The organism is Saprospiraceae bacterium (assembly GCA_016713025.1).
Lineage (GTDB): Bacteria > Bacteroidota > Bacteroidia > Chitinophagales > Saprospiraceae > OLB9.
The window spans coordinates 2276988-2301733 of sequence record JADJPZ010000004.1; the positions used below are offsets into that span (position 1 = coordinate 2276988).

The following is a 24746-nucleotide window of genomic DNA, read 5'->3' on the forward strand; positions in this document are numbered from 1 at the left end:
ATCAATTTCTGGCTATTATATACAAAAAATAATCACTCAATTTTTACCATCTTCTTAGTCGCATTGAATGTACTGCCGTTCAATGTAAAGAAGTAGATACCTGCATACGGTATATCTTTTGCTTCCAAAGTAATGGTGTTCAGACCTTTGACAGATTTTACACTTCTCAACAGAACGATCTTCCCTTGGTCGTCTGTGATCACAAGTTTTACATTTTCTGATTTTGTACCCAACCATCGGATATTGGTTGTAGAAATGTATGGGTTGGGCTCGTTTTGTTGTAGTGCCATATTATTGACATCATTTCTAAATGACAGACTTAAGCCACTAACTTTCAAGTCGCTTGTATAGGATTCAGTCCTAGTGATCTCAGAGCTGAGTTTTAAGATATCTTCGAGTAGCACAGAGTTTTTAGGATCAATCACCAGAGTGAAAAGCTTTTTCTCTCTATCAATAGTTAGTGGTTGCTTTGCAGCAAAACTAAGAGTATAAGTGTCATCGCCCAGCTTACCAATATTGGTAGCGTCGATATCCAGTCCTTCCGGTATCAAATCAACAAATACTGCATCTTGGAGCTGGAATGTAGTCTGGAATCCAAAGATATCTTTGAAATTGGATGCATATACGGGTACATGTATGCGCTCATGTGGTTCCAATACTACATTGACCACTTCAAGATTAAGTTTTTTATTGGATCTTGGTTCTACGATGTTTTGTTGTATGACAGAAGCGTTGCCATTAATATCCCCTATTTTGACAGCTACAAAGTCCACTTTTTGCATAGGTGCTTTCAGTGGGTTTTCATGATAAGTTTCCGTATATGGGAATGGATACTTTAAGTCAAGATTTTGAAGCTTTTTGGGTAGTCTCCAGCTTTTATTATTAAATGCATTGGTCACACCAAGGATCAATTTTCTCAACTCCACAAGATCTGAAGCAGTGATCTTGCCGTCATCATTGGCATCGGATGCGATCATCTTATATACATTCTCATGACACTGCAGATCGATAATATGTCTTTGTATCAGCACTAAATCAAGTGTAGAAACTCCCTCAAGATAGTCACCTACATACTCCGATGATACTGTATAGTCCGCATTCAGTGGTACTTCAAAAAGGTATTCGCCCCGATCATCCGTAAGGGTAGTCTTCGAATGATCTTCCAGGCTGGAGATTAGGTTTACCTTTGTTCCTTTTTTGGCTACACCACTGATAGTCTCTACCCTTCCCGCTATAGAAGTGCGCATGTCAGTATTGATGACAGTGACCTTGGTCCGGCAGAAGTCATGATTACCTGCTGCATCCCAAACATAGACAGGCACTTCAAATACACCATGCGTATTCCATATTTTGCCTGATGTTTTAGTTGAAGGTATCCAGATGAAAGATAGACCTGATTCATATTCAGTCTTATTGGAAACTGAAGCAATTCCTCCCACTGGCTTGAAATAATGCTCCAAGTGACGCATACTGGACACTGGCCCGACGGAATCAAATGTATAGTACAATTCAGTATCCGGTGTACAATTGTCTTCGGCTTTGATAATAAAATCTTTAGCACACAATGCTACTGAAGGATTGGTATTGGAAGTGATACTTGTACTCAGCTCTATACAAATGGGAGTAGGAGGTTTTGCGTCCCTCACATTAAATTCATACATTCTCTCCGAGTTATTGCCACATTCGTCCTTGACCCTCCAGATGAGTTGATGAAGACGATCGCTTTGCTGCATAATCACAGGCAAGGTCTGTATGAGAGCAGCATCACTGGTCACGGCTGGCATATAGCTCACATAGATTTCATCAGCCAGGATAATGTTGCCCATAAGCGATTTCACCTGATGGTACTCACTTTGTCCAAGGTTCATTTTTGTCCATACACCAGAAGGTATTATTCCTTTCAATCCAGATGCAGCTATGTAATCTATCGTTTTGTCTCCATTGATATCCAGATAAAAGTCAATGGTTAGGATCTGCTGGTCACCACAGATTGTTTTGTCGGAGAGTTTTGCTTTGAGCACTACACCCGATGTACATGTACTGCCAATATCATTTACTTGATGTGACAAATCACTCCATAGTGGTGCGATAGTATCATTGCAGAAATAGCTGATCACTGGTGCATCTATAGTCTGTCCTGTACAATGATTGTGATAAGAATACTTTACTACCCATTTTTTGCATGCACTTCCGGAAAAATAGAAGGTGTCGATTTTTATATGCTGACCTATCTCATCACAAGGACTATGGCTTACTTTGGGACGATATGTGGCATTTTTGGCATGATCTATCGTAAAGTTGCATTGATCCCACTTATAGATGCCGGCTTCTGCAAAAGTCACCTCAAATTGTGTAGGATGCCGATGGACCGTTATCTTCTGGGCACATGAAATTGGTGAATCCATGATCCTGAATGTTCGTTCAAGTATTCCTATATTGCAGGTACCACCACTTGTCCATCTGTCAAGATACGTCATAGCAAAGGTATCTGTACATAGTGCTCTTACCGTAGGAATTCCTGTAGACATATTGCTACCAACTCGCAATGGGTTTTGGGTATTGAGACCAAAAGAATCATCACACTGGAGGACGATATCTTTAGGACAGGTCATCACCGGAGGAATCTTGTACTCGACTCTGACCTTAGCCCAACCATTATTGAAATTGTCACGCGAACCATTGATGATGAGTGTGTCACCTAAGATTCCATTTCCATTGGCATCATCCCATACCCTGACTTCCACATCGTGAAGGCCATACGTCATACCCGGCATGATGTCACTGCAGCAAAATGTCACAAATTGGCCGCCATCTGTATCTGCCATATCATTGTCTGTGTGTACCCAGGAATTGGTGGTGCCTGTAGCTGCAATGTTGCTGTAAGTAAGATTGTTGTTGAGACGATTGATGCCATCATTATCGCAGCTGTTGCCCATCTTGCGTCTGATCTCTACTCTGACACCACTACATGGATCATACGAGCCATTGTCTATCGATGTGTGGAACAATTTGGCATAACCGTCACTTCCTTGTGATGATCCTGAAAGACTGACAACAATATTTTGCTTCAAAATAACCGTCGGTGCCACCAAATCCTGTATATGGATTGTAGTCGTTTTTTTGTCTGATTGCCGGCACAGTCTTCTACTATGTAGGTGATATTATGCATACCTTTGACAAGGCCATTGATGATAAAATTAGGCATCGTACCGCTAACTATTGTGCCTAATGGCGCAATCACCGACCATCTTAGTTTTGAAGTTTCGGTACAATCATCCTGCATCATCACAGGCAAAGGCACTACTACACTTGCGGTACAGTCGAGTGTACCCAACGACTGCGTGACCGGAGCGATGGTAAATTGTGGCCCTGTAGTATCTCTCAGGATAATAATCTGGGTCAAATTTCTGAAAGCATTGGTACAATCATCTAATACTATCCATTTTCTAAGGATTTTTCTTTCTTTTATGCAGCTTGAAAAGCCTTCAATTAGGATTTCTTCATCAGTATATGAGGTATATATATTACACACATTGTTATCAATCCTTTGATTGTGTAAGGTTCCATCCGATCCTCTTGTCTTGTAAGTAAATCCACCAAAGACACTTCCTTCATTATTTTCGATGACATAAGGAGATGTGGAATCATCCATAGTCGTTTTATTATCAAAGGCTTGTTGGATATATTGTGGTGTGAATGCACTTTTACAATCCAGGACTACTTGCGCTACTGGATCAGTGATATCAGTCAATGACAATGGCGTGAAGTTCAATATTTGCTCACAACTGGCCTTATTGCCAGCTTTATCAGCAAATAACCAAGTTCTCCTTATCTGTTTCGCGCCACATGTACCTGTGGAAATGATGTCAACAAATGAGGCTTCTATAGCACTACAATTGTCCGTGACGTCTGGTTTTCTGCTCAGGACAAAAGATGGTGATCCGCCAAAATGGAGCTCAGAAGTTTCTGATTTTATAGTCTCAAACTCATGGCAAGCAAATGTTTGGCTCGAATGGCAATCAGTAATCTTCGGTGCCAGTTTATCTTCGAGCTTGATCGTACTCCAGCAAGAGTTTCCTGTACATTTCTCTTTGATTGATACCATAAATATCTCTCCGTTTTTTGGATTTTTCACAGGATTGGGCACTAATTTTCCCTTGCTATCGGTCACCACCACATCATAAAACTCTGAGGGATTGACAGCCTGAGTCAGAAAAATGCCGGCATGCAAAAATATCTCGCAATCCTGATTGACACTTGAATTGAGATTTCCCTGGCAAGCTAAGGTAGTGGACTTGTATGAATGTAATATGAATTCTTCACTGAGTCGTGTACAGGTGCCGAAATTGATCCTGATGCGATATCTGACATTGAGAACATTGGCTGGCAATCCTGTGAAAGTGAAGATACCATCAGTATTGGGACCACTTGATGACAGCCAAGCTGCACCGTCATACCTCTCCAAAATAAAATCAGGTATATAAGCAGCACCGCCAAGCATGACATTGACATCTATGGTCTCAGACTGTCCTTCACATAGATACAATCCTTCAGGCACACCTGAAAAAACGATATCTATCAGATCACAAGAAACCCCAAACGTATATGCTGTGTAAGTATTGGGTATTATGGCGGTATTGGTTGTTATTGTGCCTGTATTGATGTCAGCACCAGCATCTAGGGTACTTGGTATGTCTTCCCATTGGGAGCCATTCCATCCTACGATCCTGAGACCCATAAGCATTCCGTTGGTAAGTGTATTGATCTGAGATGCATTGTTCCAATGGAATCTGAGCCTGGTAGGGGCTGTACCATCTATGTCCCAGTATTCGATGGGGCTAACAGCTGATACACCTATCTGCCGCATCGTGCGTGGAAATGGCGCACCGACAGGCAGTGCTGGTTCATTTCCACCAAGAAGGGAAGTGGTAACAGCCACATCAGGATTGGCCCGAAAGTATGCCGCGCTAAAGGGTGCCAGCACTGTGACCGGAGATGTAGCTACCATAGACACAGGGCCATAGGCACCATTGTCACCAATAGGAAAGGTAAATGTCTGGTGTACATAATTTTTGACATATCCGTCTACATGTGCAGCATCTGATACAGCAGCTACACTCGATGTACCAGCAAACGAAAAATAGGTTGGTCCGTTTCTTTTAGTACCGACGATGCCAGGAAGGGCACCATTACCACCATTGATAAAGTGATGAGCTTTGAAAACTGACATCTCCCTCGTACTGTGTACAAAGGTGTTGCCTCTGGTTTTGCTTTGGGCAGATAAAGTAAATGTACATGTTGCAACCAGACTGAAAATGACAGTCAAAGTCAATTTTTGCAACCATATATTTTTACTTTTTTTATGCATCAAAAATTCTATGTAATTATGTTTTCACTGTAAAAAAAGGTGAAAATATTTGGACCAATTTGAATTATTTTGAATATTGGTCTTTGTACTTAATTGAGCTTTTCAATATTTAATCCTGTACATGATGGAACAGTATTCATATCTACTGTATTTACTCTTTGCATCCTTATTCGGATCACTTCATTTGCTGATATCTGTAAGATAATACTTCTGGAGCTACAAGAAGTAGATCCACCATATGCATGTATTATAATATTGGAATTAACTATCTCGGTGTTATTGTTTTCTAACCAAAATCTACTTGATATTTCATTGGTTGTCCCAATATTTACTCCGACATTGTAAGTAATTCTATATGTACCACTTTCGCTAACTGTTATTTGATTTGATGCAAGAGTATATATTGAACCTAAATTAATCCTTGTTGTATTTATATTTAGCGTACTTGTTGTGTTAGAAATAGTTTGTGCCGCCGTAGTTGAATATAAATCTACCACTTTCAATGTCTTACCTTGTGGTTCCCATTGGCTAGAAGAAGTAATATAAGTTAGCACTTGACTATTACTTGGGGCGGTCGTTGCTACATTTCTGCCTTGCAATTGATTGGCATTCCATAGAGGGGCCGTATTATTGACAGTCAGCGTGGCATTGGCTTCACCTACTATGGCATTGGTCGCACCTGCGTCGAGTATTAATGGCGAGGTAGCTACATTGGAGCTTGTGCCGCTGACTATATTATTTCTTGTGATGCCTATGGTTGTGGTGCCAGCTGCAGTACTTGCTGTGATAGGAGATGTGCCATTGATCGTTCCTATTTTATTGTTAAAAGTATTCCAATCGGTATTGCTAATGGCTCCTGTTGTGGTGGTATTGGCTGTTGCAATAGAAATAGCGGGTGTTGTGGTTCCTGTAGCTACAGAGATCGGTAAAGTTCCTGTGACATTGGTTACCGTTCCACCCGTTGCATTTAAAGTTGATCCTATTATTGAAAGTCCTGTACCCAATGTAAGCGGAGTGATATTCCCTGCTCCACGACCTAATAAGCTATTTGTTGTAATGGCTAAATCTGTGGGAGAAGCAGTTGCGGCTGTTGCATTTGTTTTAACTGTATTTGCGGCCATTGTTGCCAAATCAACATTTGCAACTGTTCCGTCCACTATTTTGGTAGAAGTCACTGCGTTGTCAGATAAATCAGCTGTGACAATCGTCCCATCAGGAATTTTAACAGAAGTTACGGCATTGTCTGCGAGTTTAGCAGTGGTAACGGCACTATTGGCAATGGTTAAAGCCCCAGCATTGGTTATGGTGGCATCACCAGTCATGGGCACTGCCGTGGCAACATTTGAACCGTTTCCAACAAAAATATTGCCATTGGCAAGCGTTGACGTCAATTTATTGTTAAAGGCGGTCCAATCGGTGAATGATAAAAATCCATTGGTAGTGGAATTTGCTTGATTGATAGTAAATACACCCGTAGTGTTATTATAAGTTAAAGGAGCTGTTGCAGATAATGCTGTTAAGCTAATCCCACCTAATCCTGATAAAGTATAATTAGGAATGTTAAAACCGCCTGTTACAGCATTATATGTTGCAACACCACTATTTCCAGTTGTTGTCAATGATACTGCATTTCTTGCTCTCGTATCCGTAAAATATATGTTACTTCCTTCCGGCACGACACCTGTATTTAGGGTTTGCCAAGTTTTGTCACCACGCCAGTATTGTGATGTTGTCCCTGCTGATATAGCATTTTCTTTATTGTTAAAAATGGTCCAATCTGCTGATGTTAGCAATCCTCTGTTTGAAGCAGAAGCATGTGGAATATTGAATGTATGAATTGATCCAGAAGATGTGATATTAAAATCAGTACCTCCTGTACCCGTTACAAGAGTTTGTATTGATTGAGTCAAACCATTGAGAGATGTGATCACATTATTGTTAAGTAAACTAGATAGTGTCCTGCTAGTTACATTACCATTCACATCAGTGGTTAGGATATTGGTGTTGGTAGTATTGGTGCCGAGACCATCAAATCTAATTGTACCTGAAGTATGTAGTTTTGCCATAGGGTTGATCAGACCAATACCCACATTACCACTGTTCTTATTAAAAATATGCGTGCCGCTGAGTGTCCATTTGCTACTATCTATTTGTCTGAAAGTACCTTTATGGTCGATGACCTTTACTTGGGCTTGCATATAACCCAAGACACAAAATAAAAAAATAGCAAGATGTATTATTTTGGATAAATTTGGCATCTGATAATTGTAATTGAAGACAAAAGATTATTTTGAATAAACTATTTTGATAAGACTTCCAAAATCAGTGTTTTACCGATTTTGGAAACCCTATCATTTATTTGGTTCAAAACGAAAAAGTAAAAAACTACGAGTTTATTTTACCCACTGGACTTCGATGATATCACCTGTTGCTAAACTCCATTCGGCATCAGGAACCAAGGTAACGACACTACCTGAAACTGTGTAGTCATCATTAGCCAATAACTTTGCTCCATTTCTATATACCCAAACTTTACTGTAAACCGGCAATGGAGTCGCAGTACCAGTGACCGTATAAGCAAGTGTTCCTGCGGTTGCTGTAAACACTTGTTCTCCACTCTTGAGTAGGCTCTCCTGTGTGATCTTTTTGAATGTGCCATCAGCACCTACTACTACAAGGCTGTCTGCTGCACTTCCAGATTGCAATCCGGTGACCTTCAATACATTGGTAGCATCCGTCCCGATGGTTGTGGGTTTTGTAAGGCTACCACCGAGTTCTACCAAATTACCTGTCTTCGTAAGACCATTACTAAATGTTAAAGCATTGAAGAGCGTAGATGCAGAGATTCTTTTTAAGGAACCCGAACTCGGGTCCACCACCACCAAACTATCTGTTGCTGCTGCTCCTGACCCAAGTCCTGTTACCTTTACAGATCCAGCTGTTGAAGCTAAAATCAGATCAAAGGCACTAGCAGAAATAGTTGTAGACTCAGTAAGCGCTCCACCCAATTTCACTGTTTGCCCGGCTTTTGTGAGTCCATTAGTCGCGTTGTTGAGATAATTCAAAAGCATCGCCATAGTATCTGAATACTGGACATAATTGTTGAGACTATCACCCAATTGTTTGGGAGTGACATAAAGCACAAGACTGTCTTTTTTTGTGATGATGGTGTTAGAATTTGACGCTTTAAGGACATATTTGATGGTACCCTTGTTGTCGATGACTTTGGTAGAATCAAGCTGTGCATTGGCGCTTGCTGCCATAAATAGTATGGCGACCAGTGGAAGATAATACTTTCTCATTTTGAATTGATTTAAAGATTTAAAAAATAATTTATAAAAATTTGTTATTAAAAAAAATTACTTGATTTGTACTATTCTGATTTCATCATCCGGTACACATATTACTCCTGCTTCCAGTGCTATTGTGGTCAAATTGACTATGGTAGCGCCTATCCTGGCCCCGTTTCTATACACATTGATTTTGTCGATATCAGTGATGGGCATCGGAGTAGGAAATTGGGTCTGGCCGCCAGCAGCTACATGTAACATTTGTTCTTCTATGATGAGTGATGAAATAGCCGTTTTTTTAATGAGCCCTGTCACAGGATCAATGGTAAGTATTTCATCTGTCAATGGATTGCCTGCTCCCAGTCCAGTGATAGATAGTGTATTGGTAGGACTGGTTCCTATCACCGTAGGTGTATTGAGTGGTCCCAATCCACTGGATAAAACTTTGACCCATTTGGTGCCATCGTTATAGTAGTATCCGGGAAGTACGTCATTTTGTGCTGTTGTATTATACACCGTCATACCTGCTATATGTGCGGTAAGTGGTGTTGCACTGGTGGTGGCAGTGAGCGAAACTCGCGGCATAAGCAAACCCTGATTGGGGCTTTCGAGTTCCAAAATAGAGTTGGGATCAATCACCGTAGGATTGTCACCTATTTTTGCCTGAGCCATGCCACTTACATAAGATAGTACCACAGTCAGTATAGGTATAACCCATCTAAAATAATCTGATATACTTTTCACTTATTTTACAAATTATCATTTTATATTTTCAATATGGCCGATTGTAATCAATTTTAGTTTTCATGGGGTAAAAATTCAATGGTTAAAAGAAAAGATTGCTCATGTCTATACGTGCTAATTCAAATTGAAATATGGTATCACCCACACGAAACATATTGTATAATTAGCCATATAAAAATGTATTTAAATTTTACTTATATATAATATTAAAAATATACTTCTTAAGCTATATAAAGCCAAAAATCTTAAATTTAATATTACATCGATAACTATTTAATTTACACCACCATACATAGTCAATAATTATCACAAATGTACTAAAAGTATTTATTTTTTATATCCAATTGTTCGATATTTTTTAAATAATTAAACATTACGATAAAAAATATAGGTAAAAATAGTGAAAATGCGTTTTTTTTTTTACAGAGTAGTAGATTATACGGTTTAAAATATGAAGGTTTGGAGTGTAATAAATATTAGATAGAAGTATGCAGATGCAAGGCAAGCTGATACTAATGTAATGCTAAAGGAAATTACAAAGTGGGTAGTTTATAAATGGATTGCAGAATTTTATAGGGAACAGAAAATATTCTGTATAAAAACTAAAGGCTCAAGTTTAATATTGCGTTGTAAACTTAAATGGTGTTTAAAATTTAGTTTTTGGCGCTTTTTAACAAAATACTTTAAAACTATAGGCATTAGTATACAATAAATCTTATAAATAAAAATTTAATGCAGACAAACAAAACAAAATGACCTTCTCAAATAACGATATTTTGACCTTGAAACTATATCGCTAAAAAATAAAAGATATTTAATGTTAATTACCACGCAAAAATTAAACTAGAGCCAAACTAAATCATAATTTATTGTAAATTAAATAATTATGTTGATAATTTTTTGTATTTACTTTTCTATTTATTAGTTTAAATGATAATGTAGTGAATTCTTCAAGGCAGAATCAACAAACTAAAGTAATTACCTTATTAGAGTAGAATCGATCACCTGATATGTCCATGGCCATATACCTTCCATTTGTTGGTCACCAACTGAGCCATACCCACGGGTCCTCTGAAATGCAATTTTTGTGTGCTGATGGCCATCTCGCCGCCAAAACCTACCTGACCTCCGTCTGTAAATCTTGTCGAAGCGTTATGATAGACTGCTGCACAATCCGTTTCATTCAGAAAATTTTCTGCGATATCGTGGTCTTTAGTAACTATGGACGCCGAATGTCCCCCTGAATATTTGTTGATCCTCCTGATAGCTTCATGTCCATCTTCTACTATACACAACATGATCTTGTGTGACAGAAACTCCTCATACATTACAGCTTCATTTGTCTCTATTGTGATTTGGTCAGATATGCCTTTAAGACTATGGTCACCATATACACTTATGCCCAAAAGAGCAAGCTTACCTACCAAAATATGAATAAAGTCATTCAATGCCGGCAATCTTTTGTCTATCAATACTTTATCTGTCGCATTACATACTGAAATCCTGTTTTTACCATTGCATATCAATTGGATAGCCATATCTGTATCAGCGGAATCATGTACGTAAACAAAGTTATTCCCTCTCCCGCTTACTATAACAGGTGCCACAGAATGCTGAATCACAAATTGGATCAAAGCATCTCCACCTCTTGGAATAACAAGGTCTATCTTTTCACTTTTTGAGGAAATAAACTGTTGAATTTCGCTTCTACTATAGTCCAGGTACCTGATCAAAGTCGGGTCAAAACCAAATTGAATCAAAGCTTCTTTCCATAGATTGACTAAAATCAAGTTTGTCATTCTGGCTTCTTTACCACCTTTCAGCAGAATTTTATTTCCTGACTTAAAGGCCATCGCCGCAGCTTCGATAGTCACATCCGGTCGGGATTCATATATGATGAGGATAGTCCCAAATGGTACAGTGAAATTTTTAAAAAGCAAACCCTCAGGATTTGTGTATTCATAGAGTAATTTGCCATCAGGGTCATCCTGATGTGCCGTATTGATGAGTGCATTTTTCATCTCATCAACTTTGTGATCATCCACTTTTAATCTGTCTACCAAAGCCGTATCATTGCTTTGTGTTGCCACCATATCTTTATGGTTGGCCTCTTTGATAGATCTTCTCTCCGTTTCAACACTGGAGGCAAGATAATGTAATACATCACATCTTTTGTCTTCCATATTTTCTAATTATTGTTTGCTGAATATATTATATGTTGCTGAATTTCAATATTTTATTCAATTATATTTTTATACAAGTGCAAGGTTTTTTGATGTATAATGAGTAAAACCTTTGCACTTTGATTTAACATTGTCCTATGCGGACGGCAGTCACTTTTTTGCATCTTTTGCTCTCACATATTCCTTTGGAATGCTTACCCAGAAGTCGAGTAGGCAAGCGGGAGTTTCACCCGCAAGCCTCTCACGGAACCGTGCTTGAAGATCTCCCTTCACACGGCTCTTGATGCGGTTAAAACCTTTTCAACAATACCCTTTTGACCAATGATAGAAAAGCTCTGGCTTTTCTTTTCTTATCATTTCATACATGTTCAACGCTTCTTTTGACCCTGTTTTATACTTCTTTCTAATCCACTTCAATATCCGTTTATTAAAATTATAAAAGCAGGTGTTTAGTCCACGTTTTGTGAAGAGACCATAATAATTTGTCCATCCAATCAATTTGCTATTTATTCTTGCTGCAATGTCCTGTATTTCTAAATCAGTATGTTTCATCGCTTTATTAATTCGAAACTCTTCCATTATCTTTTTCTTACTGCTTTTGCTGATGTCTCCTAAGAATCCTAACAAGATTTGTTTGTCTTTCATTATCATCTTGGAAGGTTTAAAGCTAAAGCCCAGAAAATCAAATGTTACATGTTCATGGTTTGCTTTCCGTCGATAATCTTTGCAATAGGCTATCTTTGTTTTGCTTTCTTTGATGCTTAGTTTCACTTCTCCGAGACGTTGCTTGATTTGTGTAAGTATATGTTGTGCTTGTCGTTCACTTTTACAGTGGACTACTACATCATCCGCATATCTTACAAATCTTACATCAGGATGGTTTTTGTCAAACCATTTATCTAATGTAAAGTGCAGATATAAGTTTGCTAATAAAGGGCTTATAACTCCGCCTTGTGGAGTGCCTTTGCCTTCCTTATTCCTTATACTTCCATCTTTGTCTTGGATTGGCATTTCTAACCATCTTTTAACATACATCAATACCCATTTCTCAGGCATAACATGTGCTACTGCCTTTAGCATGATTTCATGGTCTATCTCATCGAAGAATTTACTGATATCCATGTCTATCACCCAATCATATTGATAGCAATTCTTAATTACTGTTTGTAATGCTTGATGTGCGCTCTTTAATGGGCGATAACCATAACTATCTTGGTGAAAAATTCCATCTATGCGACTTTCCATATATTCCTTCACTACTTGTTGACTGATTCTGTCTCGTATTGTAGGAATACCCAACTTGCGCTTCGTTCCGTCTTTCTTTGGGATTTCTACTTCTCTAACTGCACTTGGATGGTAGCTTCCTGAAGCCAGTCGGCTCCATATACTATGGAGATTACTACTTAACTTCTTTTCGAATGCCTTCCAAGTTTCTTCATCTACTCCAACGGCTTTCCCGCCCTTACGCAGCTTTAAATATGCCTGCGTAACCCAATGACGTTCGATTGGTATGCTTTGGTTTACTCTTACTTCCATTTCAATCTTCCTCCTCTACGGAGTTGTTTAATGTTAAATAATATCCACATCCTAAGCCCTTCGCTATTACCAACTTTCATTGGCCTTTAAAGCACTACTATGGCTTAGTCCGACTACCACATAACGCATCTTCTGCGCTGCCATATGTGGTTCTCCCAAGTTTTATATTGAAGCCCAATATACAGTCATGTCGTCTTTACACCGATGGATACATTGCCAGTAATTAGGCGTCCGCAATGCTTATCTCTGAGTCCTTTTTACAACCCGATTTTATCCATATCTCTGTTTTTTCGATGTTTCATCAACGATTCATTCGCATTCATCTCTGTATATCATACCTGACGTTTTAATACGCCTTTTCTCTTTACGCTTTCTACATTTCAATTACTCGTTTTGCAGAAAAGAGCGGTTTGACAAGTTACCCTAAAATCCCTTGCCGATACTTCGCAACATGGTCACTCATGTTGTTGTATCATCTTCAATATAACATGGTAGGCTTTCACCAACCTACCTTCGTGGCACACAAAAAGTAAACAAAAAACGCTAGTTCAAAAAAAGGCGATTGCGAAGCAACGTTCTCTCTTATGTCAAAATGCTTTTTCTATTGCCTTGATTATCTGTCCTTTACATCAAATATTTATCATTGGCAATAGACGCACTTTTTCTGCCCATCCGCTAGCGGTTCACTTCGTCAAAGGCTTACACGCCTTTGGTGCTTTGCACTACACTACGTTCATGTTCACTATCGCTTGTTTTTTGAACAATTAACCACACCAATAGCTTTATAAAAATTGAGTGATGCTACTTTTTCAGCAGACCCTAATTAAAGAGATAGGTGTGGTATTTTAAAAACAAAAGCAGGTTTACAAAATGACTTGCAAACCTGCTTTTATTATTTCAATTTTAGAGTATATTTCAGCACTTACTTATTATTGAGTGCATCAATTTTTTCTTTGTATTTTGATGATTTATCGAGTTCGCCTTCTCTGGCATATATCTCCTTAAGGGCGATCATGGTATTCATGTCTTTTGGATCCAATTCTTCTGCTTTCAGGAAGTAAGGCAAAGCTTTTTTAAATTCAGCGTCCATTTCCGCCTTTATGGCGTTGTATTTTTTGGTTCCTGCACTTGAGAAGTCATTTCCCAATTCATTCAATTTGGCAGTCATGCTGGCAGCTTTATTGTAGTAAAGTGCTCCCTGACTATAGACGGCATCAAAGTTTTTGGGATCCTTTGTAAGCACCTGCTCAAAATAGCTAAAGGCCAGGTTGAAATACTCTTCTGCTTTTTCGACATTACCGGCTGTCCTTTCTTTTTGATTCAATTGGTCGTATACATTACCCAAGGTATTATACACAGAAACATTTTCAGGTTCTTTTGCTATTGCTGCTTTAAGTTTGTCAGTAAGAACATCAAGTTTACCATGTTTCAGATAGTAATTGATCTCAGCAAAGAGCAATCCACTATCGTCAGGGTTGGCAGCCCTGCCTGCTTCAAGGTATTGCGTTGCTTTGGTTATATCTTTTTCAGAATAATGTGTATAAAGTGCCTCATATACTAATGGCTGTGCTTTACCTGCGGCATACAACTCTTCAAAAAGAGGTAAGGCTCCTTCCTTATTTTTACCAAAATGTCCTGCAACAGCTGTATAAAATATTTGGTCACTTTTCACTGCAGCATCATCCAATCTGCTTGCTAATTTATTATCTTTCAATGTTTTATGAGCCTGGAGAGTACCGTTAAAATTGGTGTAAGCATTGTCATAATCCTGAGCCTGAAAGTAAGTGATGGCAATATTGTTAGTCAAATCTTCATTCGCTCTGATACCGTCAAGTGCATCCTTGGTATGCGATTTTTTAACAGCTTTTGTAATTGCATTATTGAATGCAGCAAGCGCATCAAGACCAGCATTCGGAGTTGCCAGAACATAAGCAGGGTCCAAGACTTTTTTATTCATTTCTGCTTTGGCTATTTCATTAAAAATTTGACCTTTGGTAAGCCATGCTTCGGGATCTGCGCTCGCATCGGCCGCTGAGAATATCTGATCGATACTAGCAATGGCTGTAGCCAGATCTGCTTTATTGGCAACAGGGTCTATAAAGTATTTGGCCAATGTTTTGTTGGCATTTTTAAGCTGCTTTTTATACTCCTGAGCGAAGGTCAGAGAAATAGTGAAAAGTACAAGTAAAGTACCTAATAAAAATCGTTTCATTGTTAATTGTTAAGTGTTAATAAATACTGTGACAAAATTAAAAATTTATTTTCAATCAAATAAATAATTCAGCATTAAGACGCAAAATTTTGTCAGGTTCTCTTTATTTTATGTTAAAATATGGTATTATTGAGTTAAAAATTTCTTATGAATTCCCTTTAAAAAGCATTTTGTAAATTTGACTATACTCTCTTTTCTCTTCCCAAATTATTCTTCTTCGTCATTTACTGTCTCTTCCCTTCTTATCACCGTCACATCTGCGATAGACTCTTTGTCATGAATCCTGATGACTTTTACACCCTGAGTAGCACGACCCATCAGTCTGATATCGGATACCGGAGTTCTTATGATAATACCTTCCTGGGTAGTGATCATCAGGTCATCAAATTCGCTAACCCATTTGATAGCTATAAGGTTACCGGTTTTTTCGGTGATATTGATCGTTTTGACACCTTTGCCGCCTCTATTGGTGATTCTGTAATCATCCAGTGGAGATCTTTTGCCATTTCCTTTTTCCGAAACTACAAATACAGAGTATTCAGGTTTTGTCGGATCAGCAGAAATCATTCCGATGATTTCATCATTTTGCGTACCCAATGTCATTGATTTGACTCCTGCTGCTGATCTGCCCATAGGTCTGACCTTTTGTTCGTTAAACCTAATGGCACGACCTTCTTTATTAGCTATGATGATTTCATTTTTACCATTGGACAGTCTTGCTTCCAGTAACTGGTCACCTTCATTGATGGTAATCGCATTGATACCATTGACTCTTGGGCGAGAAAATGCCTCAACTATGGTTTTTTTGATCATACCCTGTTTAGTACAGAAGACGATGTAATTATTATTGATAAATTCCTCATCATTGAGATTCTCTATCTTAATGTATGCTCTTACTTTATCATCAGCTGGTATGCCGAGGATGTTTTGTATGACGCGCCCCTGAGAGATTTTGCTGGCTTCAGGTATTTCAAATGCACGCAGCCAGAAACATCTGCCTTGTTCAGTAAAGAATAGCAGGTAATTATGATTGTGTGCTATAAACATATGCTCAACAAAATCGGTATCTCTGGTCTTGGCACCCCTTGAGCCTTTACCACCACGGCTTTGTTGTTTGAACTCGTCTGTTTTAGTTCTCTTGATGTAACCGAGATGTGAAATAGTAATAACCACTTCTTCATTGGCTATAAGGTCTTCGATCGAAATTTCGTCATCTGCATAAGAAATATCGGTTCTTCGTTTGTCGCCATACTTGTCATTAATTTCATCCAACTCTTGTTTGATGATCTCACGTTGCAAGTGTTCACTTGCCAGTATACTCCTGTAATACTCTATTTTTGCCAATACTTCATTGTACTCTTCCCGTACCTTATCAATCTCAAGACTTACCAACCGCTGCAGCCTCATATCAAGTATAGCTTTTGCCTGAATCTCACTCAAGGCAAAAGTAGACATGAGATTTTCGCGTGCTTCGTCAACAGTTTTTGACTGTCTTATGATTCTTATGACTTCATCTATATTGTCAAGTGCGATAAGCAAACCTTCCAGGATATGAGCCCTTTCCAGTGCTTTGTCGAGATCATATTGAGTTCTCCTGACGATGACTTCTATCCTGAATTTTATAAACTCAGTGATCATGTCTTTGAGATTCAAAACCTTGGGTCTGCCATTGACCAGAGCAATGTTGTTGACGCCATATGATGTCTGGAGCGGTGTAAACTTATAAAGTTTACTAAGAATCACACTGGCCATAGCATCTTTTCGGACTTCGACAACTATACGCAAGCCATTTCTGTCAGACTCATCCCGTATATCAGTGATGCCTTCTATCTTGCCCTCATTGGCCAATTCAGCAATTTTGGCCACCAATACCGCCTTATTTACCTGATACGGTATCTCAGTGATGATGATTGCTTCTTTACCGCTGTTGTTAGTTTCTATAGTAGATTTACCCCTTACAATGACACGTCCTCTACCTGTATGAAAAGCCTCTCTAACACCGGCATAGCCGTATATAGTACCGCCAGTAGGAAAGTCAGGAGCCTTTATATGTTCCATCAACTCATCTATAGTGATATCCGGATTATCCACTGTAGCCTTTACACCTGCCAAAACTTCAGAAAGATTGTGCGGAAGCATATTGGTAGCCATACCTACGGCTATGCCGGATGCTCCATTGATCAATAAGTTAGGTAATCGGGCAGGTAATACCGTGGGCTCCTCAAGTGAATCATCAAAATTCAGCTTAAAATCAACAGTATTTTTGTCAATGTCGGCCAGCATTTCATCGCTGATTCTCGCCAATCTGGCTTCTGTATATCGCATGGCAGCCGGCGGGTCTCCGTCCATGGAACCAAAGTTGCCTTGTCCATCTACTAAAGGATACCTAAGAGACCAGTCCTGAGCCATCCGCACCATAGAATCATACTCAGAACTGTCACCATGAGGGTGAAATTTTCCCAGTACTTCCCCTACGATTCTTGCAGATTTTTTATGCGCTCTTCCATATGACAAGCCCAATTCAGACATTCCGTAGAGCACTCTCCTATGCACTGGTTTCAATCCGTCACGTACATCAGGAAGTGCCCGTGCCACAATCACAGACATCGAATAATCAATGTACGATGATTTCATTTCGTCTTCGATATTTATTGGAATAATCCTCTGATCTTTAGACATTTATGTATTAAATTTTGGTTAAAAAAATCGAAGTGCAAAGGTAACAAAAATATTACAAATAAATATGATTTAAAAGATGATTTTTAGACTTTTTTGTAAGGCTCTGAAAATCTAAAAAAAGATACAAAATACTGCCTTACTCTCCCTCGTTCTGACTGTTTGGCCGCATGTTGATTATTACATAAAAATTTACAATGATAATCAATTACGACCACCAACTATTTCATTTTGCCCTATGAAACAACATGACCATGCCGTCAGTGTCCTGACGGTTCCTTCCTAAATTGTACTCCCATTCAATTTTGCTAAAGCACCGTTCAGTCATCCTCTGAATTTCAAAATATTGAATGATGATCTTGAGTTCGGATGATTGATGGCAGACAATATACCACTCTTTGAAAGAACATATAGTAATTATTTATCATGTTTTATTTATTGTATTACTGAGTATTACATTATTAGTTTTTTAAAATCAGTACTATCAGACTGCAAAATCCAAAAAATAACTTAATTTTGGCTAAAATTTTCAGTCTTGGAGCAACTGATTCACAAAACCATTATATTTTATATTTTAATATCACTCGGTCATTCTCACCTTGTAGCTCAGACTTGTAAAGTTCCATTCTCATTATCATTTTCAGAACGAACTACCACATCCGTAAAACTTAAATGGTTTGATTCTAATATAAATCCCTTGGGTTGGGAAATAGAAATAGTGAAAAGAGGTCAAGCCAGATCAGGCAATCCATCATTACCTATGTTACCATCACGCGAAGTGACCATTTCCAATCTGGCACCTGGTACTGCCTATGAATTGTACATCAGGACCGTTTGTAATTCTGCCTCCACCAGTATATGGAATGTAGCTATTCCATTTATCACCGTGCTGGACATACCTCTGAAATGCGGTTCAAATATACCACTTAAGGACAATGGCACGGAAGTACTTCTTCTGGATGTCAAACAAGAAGGTATATTAGGTGTAGATGTTTTTCTGGAAAGCGTAGATCTCATTGCAGAGCATGATTGGCCAGCCGACCTTCAACTCACACTTGAGACACCGCAAGGCCAACAAGTAGTATTGACAAATCACAACGGAATCAACACTGACGATTTTGGGGATATCTCTGATACCACATGTAAAAAGGTTACCACATTTGCTCCCAATGCATGTTTCAATTTAAAAGATAGTAAACCGCCTTATATTGGTGCTTTCAAAATGGATGGCAGTATTTCTGACTGGAAACCCGATACTTTGTCAAAAGGGTATTGGAGACTTATTAGTTTCGATAGAGCGCTGAAGGATATTGGCGCTTTGAAGTATCTGAATATAAAATTTAATACTGTAAATTGCCTTGTTCCGGAAGATTTTACCGTTACAAAAACAGATGTCAGTTCGATTACAGTTTCATGGAAACCACAGTCATCCTGCAATACTGTAAAAATATCAGTGTTCAGGCAAGGAGAATTTATAAATGGATTCTTTACAGAATGTGCTTCAGGTACTTTCAATATTTCTAAAAACCTTTTACCCAATGAAAACTATGAAATCACTATAGGTGCTGTATGTTCGTTTGGTAATGTATCACAAGAAAGCTGCAGGATACAGGCATCTACTACCTGTGAGCCTGTCACACTTTCTGAACGCTTTGATACTAAACCTTTATGCCAGGCCGGATGCTCAAGTCCTTGCCAACTTACAGAAAGCCTTTGGTACAATACTAAAGAAGATGGTGGACAGGATTGGATTGTCCAGTCAGGAAAAACAGATACCCCAAACTCAGGTCCATCAGGTGATGTCAACGGAAATGGAAAATACATCTATATAGAAAATAATCCTGCCATCTGCTCACCCGGAGTCGCTGTGAGACTGCAGTCCGAATGTATCCATGTCATGTCTAATGCTTCTGGGTGTGATATGTCATTTTACTACCATATGTATGGTGCTGATATCAGCTCACTTAAACTTGAAATAAGCACTGATAATGGTACATCATGGAATATATTGCATTCAGTCGTAGGAAATCAGGGTGACAAATGGCAACGGGTGACACTTTCGCTAAAGGCCTATCATAATCAGATAGTTTTATTCAGATTTGTGGCAGTAAGTTCCTCAGGTGTTCTGAATGACATAGCGATAGACCAGATTGAGTTTTATAAGTCAGTGAGACCCAGCATGCTTAATACCTATTTTGTAGATAATGACGGAGATGGTTATGGTGTTGAAGATAACAAAATACAGATTTGCAGCAATAATGCTCCTAAAGGATATGCTGCTAAAGCTGGGGATTGCAATGACCAAAGTTTTAATATCAATCCCGGAGTCAAAGAAATACAATGTAACGGAGTAGACGAAAATTGCAATGGAAATCAGGATGACAAAGCAACAACGAACCCTATAAACATCAGTTTTCAAGTTACAAAAACTTCATGCAATGGTTCAGCTGACGGTAACATAAGTCTGAATATCAATGGAGGTAATGCACCATATGACATCACATGGAATAATACCAAAAAAGGTATCACACTTGATAAGGTGAGTACCGGCACTTACTTTGCAGAGGTTAAAGATGTAGGAGGATGTATAGCAAAAAGTGACTTTATTGAAGTTACTCCAGCTTCTTTTCTCAATGTAGTAGCTGTCGAAAAAAAGGATGTCGCCTGTCTTGGAAAAAATGATGGTCATATCTTAGTGGAACACAGTACAGGAAATAGCCCTTATACATATCTGTGGTCAAACAATACTACGGCAAAAAACCTGATCAATATTGCCAAAGGTAAATATTCATTGACCGTAACGGACAGTCGTAAATGTCAGGCTGTGCTTGATAACATCAATGTAGATGCCAAACCCAAAGTGGTCACCGATGTCATTGAGGTAAATCAGCCTCTTTGCTCAGGCCAGAGCAATGGAAGTATCACCCTACAGACCATTAGTGGTTCAGCTCCTTATAAATACCTATGGAATACAGGATCGACATCTGATAAAATCTCCGGCTTGCCAAATGGTTTATACCACTGTACTGTCACAGACAACACAGGTTGCCAAAGCATCACTACCACCGAAATAAAATCGCCTCCTGATATAGTTGGAAAATTCATTAGCACTGAAAATGTACGTTGTCAGGGTGAAAGTAATGGTTCGATAAAAACGGATATTTCAGGTGGAAAACCACCCTACAGCTACCTTTGGAACAACTTTGGTCTTACAGATGATATTTTTGGACTAAAGTCAGGTGGATATGTATTGTCATTGACTGATGGTAATGGTTGCAAATTTACTTTAGATACAATACGGATAGAAGAACCAAAATATTTTGACATTACAGTTGACAGCATTTCGCCGTCCACATGTATTTTAGGTCAAAATGGCTTTATCAGAATAAGGACTACTGGTGGCAACGGCAACTACAACTACTCATGGAGTCACTCAGAAAAATCGGATTCTTTGTTTAATAATATCAGTTCAGGTAACTACAGTGTGACTTCCTACGACAAGTTGGGATGCAAAGCATCGATTCCAAGTATTTTTTTACCTTTTGTCAATGATGAAGTCAAAATACAAATTGATCTCTTGAAGGAAAATACTTGTTTTAATGAAAAAAATGGGGTCATAGCTGTGAATGTAAACAACGACAAACTTCCCTTTGATTATAACTGGAGCTATGGTGCACAATACTTCAGCTCCCTGAAAAAAGATACAATACGTTCAATTCCATCAGGAAGATACAATGTAACAGTCACTGATAACAAGGGTTGTACGGGAGTTTCAAATACCTTGATAATGGAAGAAAAGCCTCCGTTTTTTTATACAGTATCTTCCATCAGGAATAATATCTGTAATAATGATTCTGCGGGTTTCATAAAAATAAATGTATCAGGAGGTACACCACCTTATGGAATATTATGGAATGGTGGCTTATTTTCAGGGACCGAATTAACAAAATTACCAAGTGATATTTACAAAGGCATCATTTCTGACATCAAAGGATGCAGGATTGAAATTTTGCCCATAAAAATAGAATCTGAAGGAAATATTAAACTCAATTCTCAACTTTTTCACGATATCAACAACACTCAGTCTGGAAAAATATGCCTCTCACCCACTGGTGGTATACCACCATATCAGTACCTTTGGAGTAGTCAAAACAAAAAAGACTCTTGTCTGGTCAATATTAAAGGTGGTGATTACATTGTCACCATTACTGATGGTTCAGGTTGTATTTCCATTCATACTTTCAGGATAGAAAATGTAACATCTCTTGCTGATAGGGAAGATCTCAAAGTCCGGTTTTACCCCAATCCTGCAACTGATATTCTGACCATAGAATCAGATAAAAAAATTGGAAAAATAAGGCTGCATTCCATAGAAGGATTGTTGATGCATGATCTTGAATTTGTTCCCGATAATACCATAAATATCGACATCGGTCACTTAAAACCCGGAATTTACTCCATAACAATTTTTATTGAAGGTAAACAAAAGTCAAAGCCATTAGTTATACTTCGTTAGAGCCTCGTATCTGCAAAGAAACAAATCAGTATTAGCCACCCTCTCCAAAAATTTTTCGGCTTGACAAAAGCAGGAAAAATTTCGACTTGAGTCAAAAAAATTATATATTTTGGCAATTCTAATATTTACTTAATTTTGCACTTTTCAATATTAACCATATGTCATCCAAGACAGCACCCGCTCCTCCCTTAAAAAAACTTACCGTTAAAGATTTTAAAAAATCACTCCATATTTTTAAATATATCGGTCCATATAAAGGCTATTTTACTTTAGCCATGATATTTTTAATTTTAGGGAGTCTGATTTTTATGGCATTGATGGGACTACCTGGCGAAATGGCCAATACTGCAGTGGGAGAACCAAAATTTGATCTGGGTATCACAGTCAGAGATTATGGTTGGGTTTTTCTTATCATTTTGATCATTCAGGGCATACTCAGTTATTTCAGAACCATCTTTTTTGCCATAGTTTCGGAAAATGGCATGGCTGATCTCAGGAAGGATTTGTATGAAAAAATTATCACTCAGCCTGTAGCATTTTTTGAAGAAAAACGGGTCGGAGAACTCACCAGCAGGATAACAGCAGACATTGAACAGTTACAATCAGTATTTTCAATCACACTTGCGGAATTTATAAGACAGATAGTAATCCTGTTATCCGGCATTGCTATCATCATCTTCTGGACTCCCGGACTTTCGCTGATCATGCTGATGACCTTTCCTGCTATCGTGATAGTGGCCATGGTTTTTGGCAGATATATCAGAAAACTATCAAAAAAGCGACAAGATGAGCTTGCCCATACCAATACTATAGTGGAAGAAACCTTTCAGTCCTTTTATATTGTAAAATCTTTTGCCAATGAATGGTATGAGACTATCAGATATGCTAATTCAGTAGATCAGGTGGTAAGAATATCTCTTGATTATGCTAAAGTCAGGGGATTATTTTTTATTTTTATCATCACCATCCTGTTTGGAGGCATATTCTATATCTTATGGAGAGGCGCACTGATGGTGCAGGACGGAACTATGGAAGCAGGAGATTTATTTTCATTTATTATCTATACCGGTATCCTCGGAGGAGCCATAGCCAGTTTTGGTACACTGTATACCCAGATAGTAGGTGCCATTGGAGCCACGGAGCGTATCCAGGAAATCCTTGCAACACCTTCAGAGCTTTCTATTTCTAAAACCAATAAACCATCAGAACTAAATATAAATGGTGAGGTAACATATGAAGATGTCAGATTCTCTTATCCCAGCAGAAAAGACATGGAAATATTAAAAGGTATCAACATAAAAATACTGCCGGGCCAAAAAATTGCTTTGGTAGGACAGAGTGGCGGTGGAAAATCAACAGTGGTTCAATTACTCCTGAAGTTTTACAATACAGACTCCGGCCTTATCAAAATAGATGGTCAAAATATAGAAAAATACAATCTTTCAGCCTTGAGAAATAAAATTGGGATTGTACCGCAGGAAGTTATTCTTTTTGGTGGTACTATCAGAGAAAATATTTCTTATGGCAAACCCGGAGCTTCTGAAGATGAAATTATCCAGGCCGCAAAACAATCCAATAGTTGGGAATTTATTTCTACCTTTCCACAGGGATTGGATACAATAGTGGGCGACAGAGGGATCAAGTTGTCAGGAGGACAAAGGCAGCGCATCGCAATAGCAAGAGCCATATTGAAAGACCCTTCTATCCTCATTCTTGACGAAGCGACTTCATCGCTGGATGCCGAATCAGAAAAATTAGTTCAGGATGCTTTAAACAACCTGATGCAAAACAGGACATCTATCATCATTGCCCACAGGCTTTCTACTATCAGAGATGTAGACTGCATTTATGTACTGGATCAAGGACAAATAGTAGAAAAAGGTACACATAATGAACTCATTGAAATACATCAGGGTATTTACAGTTCTTTGGCAGCATTACAGTTTGAACATCAGTAGGTGTTAAGTTGTTATTGATATATAAGTATGTTTAAACCTTTATCATTTGGCTCCAAGTGGCAAATTTAATTTTATCCAGCGTTATATTTTTCGCCGTACCGTTTCAAGCTATGCTTGAGCTTTCGGGACGCTTCTGTCCCGATCAAGACATTTTTCTAAAAATCGTCTTGATCGGCTACGACTGCAAAATATGCCTTGTCCAAAATTAAATTACCTCGCTTTCGCTCAAAAATAAAAATTTAAACATACTCTAAATTACGAAT

The 24746-nt window shown here is 38.4% G+C and carries 11 protein-coding genes; 2 read left to right on the top strand and 9 right to left on the bottom strand.

Going from position 1 to position 24746, the window contains the following annotated elements:
* Window positions 1-32: 32 nt before the first annotated feature.
* The 9 genes from IPK35_15995 to gyrA form a co-directional block, all read right to left on the bottom strand.
* The gene (locus IPK35_15995) at window positions 33-3071 is read right to left on the bottom strand and encodes a T9SS type A sorting domain-containing protein (protein MBK8054717.1); all 3039 of its coding nucleotides are present in this window, start codon (window positions 3069-3071) and stop codon (window positions 33-35) included.
* Window positions 3068-5371: a hypothetical protein gene (locus IPK35_16000; protein MBK8054718.1), complete on the bottom strand. Its 2304-nt coding sequence runs from the start codon at window positions 5369-5371 to the stop codon at window positions 3068-3070. Before IPK35_16000 ends, IPK35_15995 begins: the two co-directional genes overlap by 4 nt.
* Before the next feature lie 86 nt (window positions 5372-5457).
* Window positions 5458-7626 (bottom strand): hypothetical protein, encoded by a 2169-nt coding sequence (locus tag IPK35_16005; GenBank protein ID MBK8054719.1) that lies wholly within the window; start codon window positions 7624-7626, stop codon window positions 5458-5460.
* A 135-nt stretch (window positions 7627-7761) separates the two neighbouring features.
* The gene (locus IPK35_16010) at window positions 7762-8670 is read right to left on the bottom strand and encodes a hypothetical protein (GenBank protein MBK8054720.1); all 909 of its coding nucleotides are present in this window, start codon (window positions 8668-8670) and stop codon (window positions 7762-7764) included.
* Between the two features lie 57 nt (window positions 8671-8727).
* Complete coding sequence (locus tag IPK35_16015) at window positions 8728-9402, bottom strand: hypothetical protein (protein ID MBK8054721.1); 675 nt, start codon at window positions 9400-9402, stop codon at window positions 8728-8730.
* 1001 nt (window positions 9403-10403) lie between these two features.
* Window positions 10404-11585, bottom strand: a complete 1182-nt coding sequence (locus IPK35_16020; protein MBK8054722.1) for a glutamate-5-semialdehyde dehydrogenase — start codon at window positions 11583-11585, stop codon at window positions 10404-10406.
* Window positions 11586-11885: 300 nt separating this feature from the next.
* Window positions 11886-13121 (bottom strand): group II intron reverse transcriptase/maturase, encoded by a 1236-nt coding sequence (ltrA, locus tag IPK35_16025; protein MBK8054723.1) that lies wholly within the window; start codon window positions 13119-13121, stop codon window positions 11886-11888.
* A gap of 922 nt (window positions 13122-14043) precedes the next feature.
* Window positions 14044-15333: a hypothetical protein gene (locus tag IPK35_16030; protein ID MBK8054724.1), complete on the bottom strand. Its 1290-nt coding sequence runs from the start codon at window positions 15331-15333 to the stop codon at window positions 14044-14046.
* 207 nt (window positions 15334-15540) lie between these two features.
* Entirely contained in the window at window positions 15541-18012 is a 2472-nt protein-coding gene (gene gyrA / locus IPK35_16035) for a DNA gyrase subunit A (protein MBK8054725.1), read from the bottom strand.
* 532 nt (window positions 18013-18544) lie between these two features.
* On the opposite strand from gyrA, the gene IPK35_16040 reads away from it, so the two are divergent.
* The gene (locus IPK35_16040) at window positions 18545-22525 is read left to right on the top strand and encodes a fibronectin type III domain-containing protein (GenBank protein ID MBK8054726.1); all 3981 of its coding nucleotides are present in this window, start codon (window positions 18545-18547) and stop codon (window positions 22523-22525) included.
* A 158-nt stretch (window positions 22526-22683) separates the two neighbouring features.
* Complete coding sequence (locus tag IPK35_16045; protein MBK8054727.1) at window positions 22684-24483, top strand: ABC transporter ATP-binding protein; 1800 nt, start codon at window positions 22684-22686, stop codon at window positions 24481-24483.
* Window positions 24484-24746 lie beyond the last annotated feature (263 nt).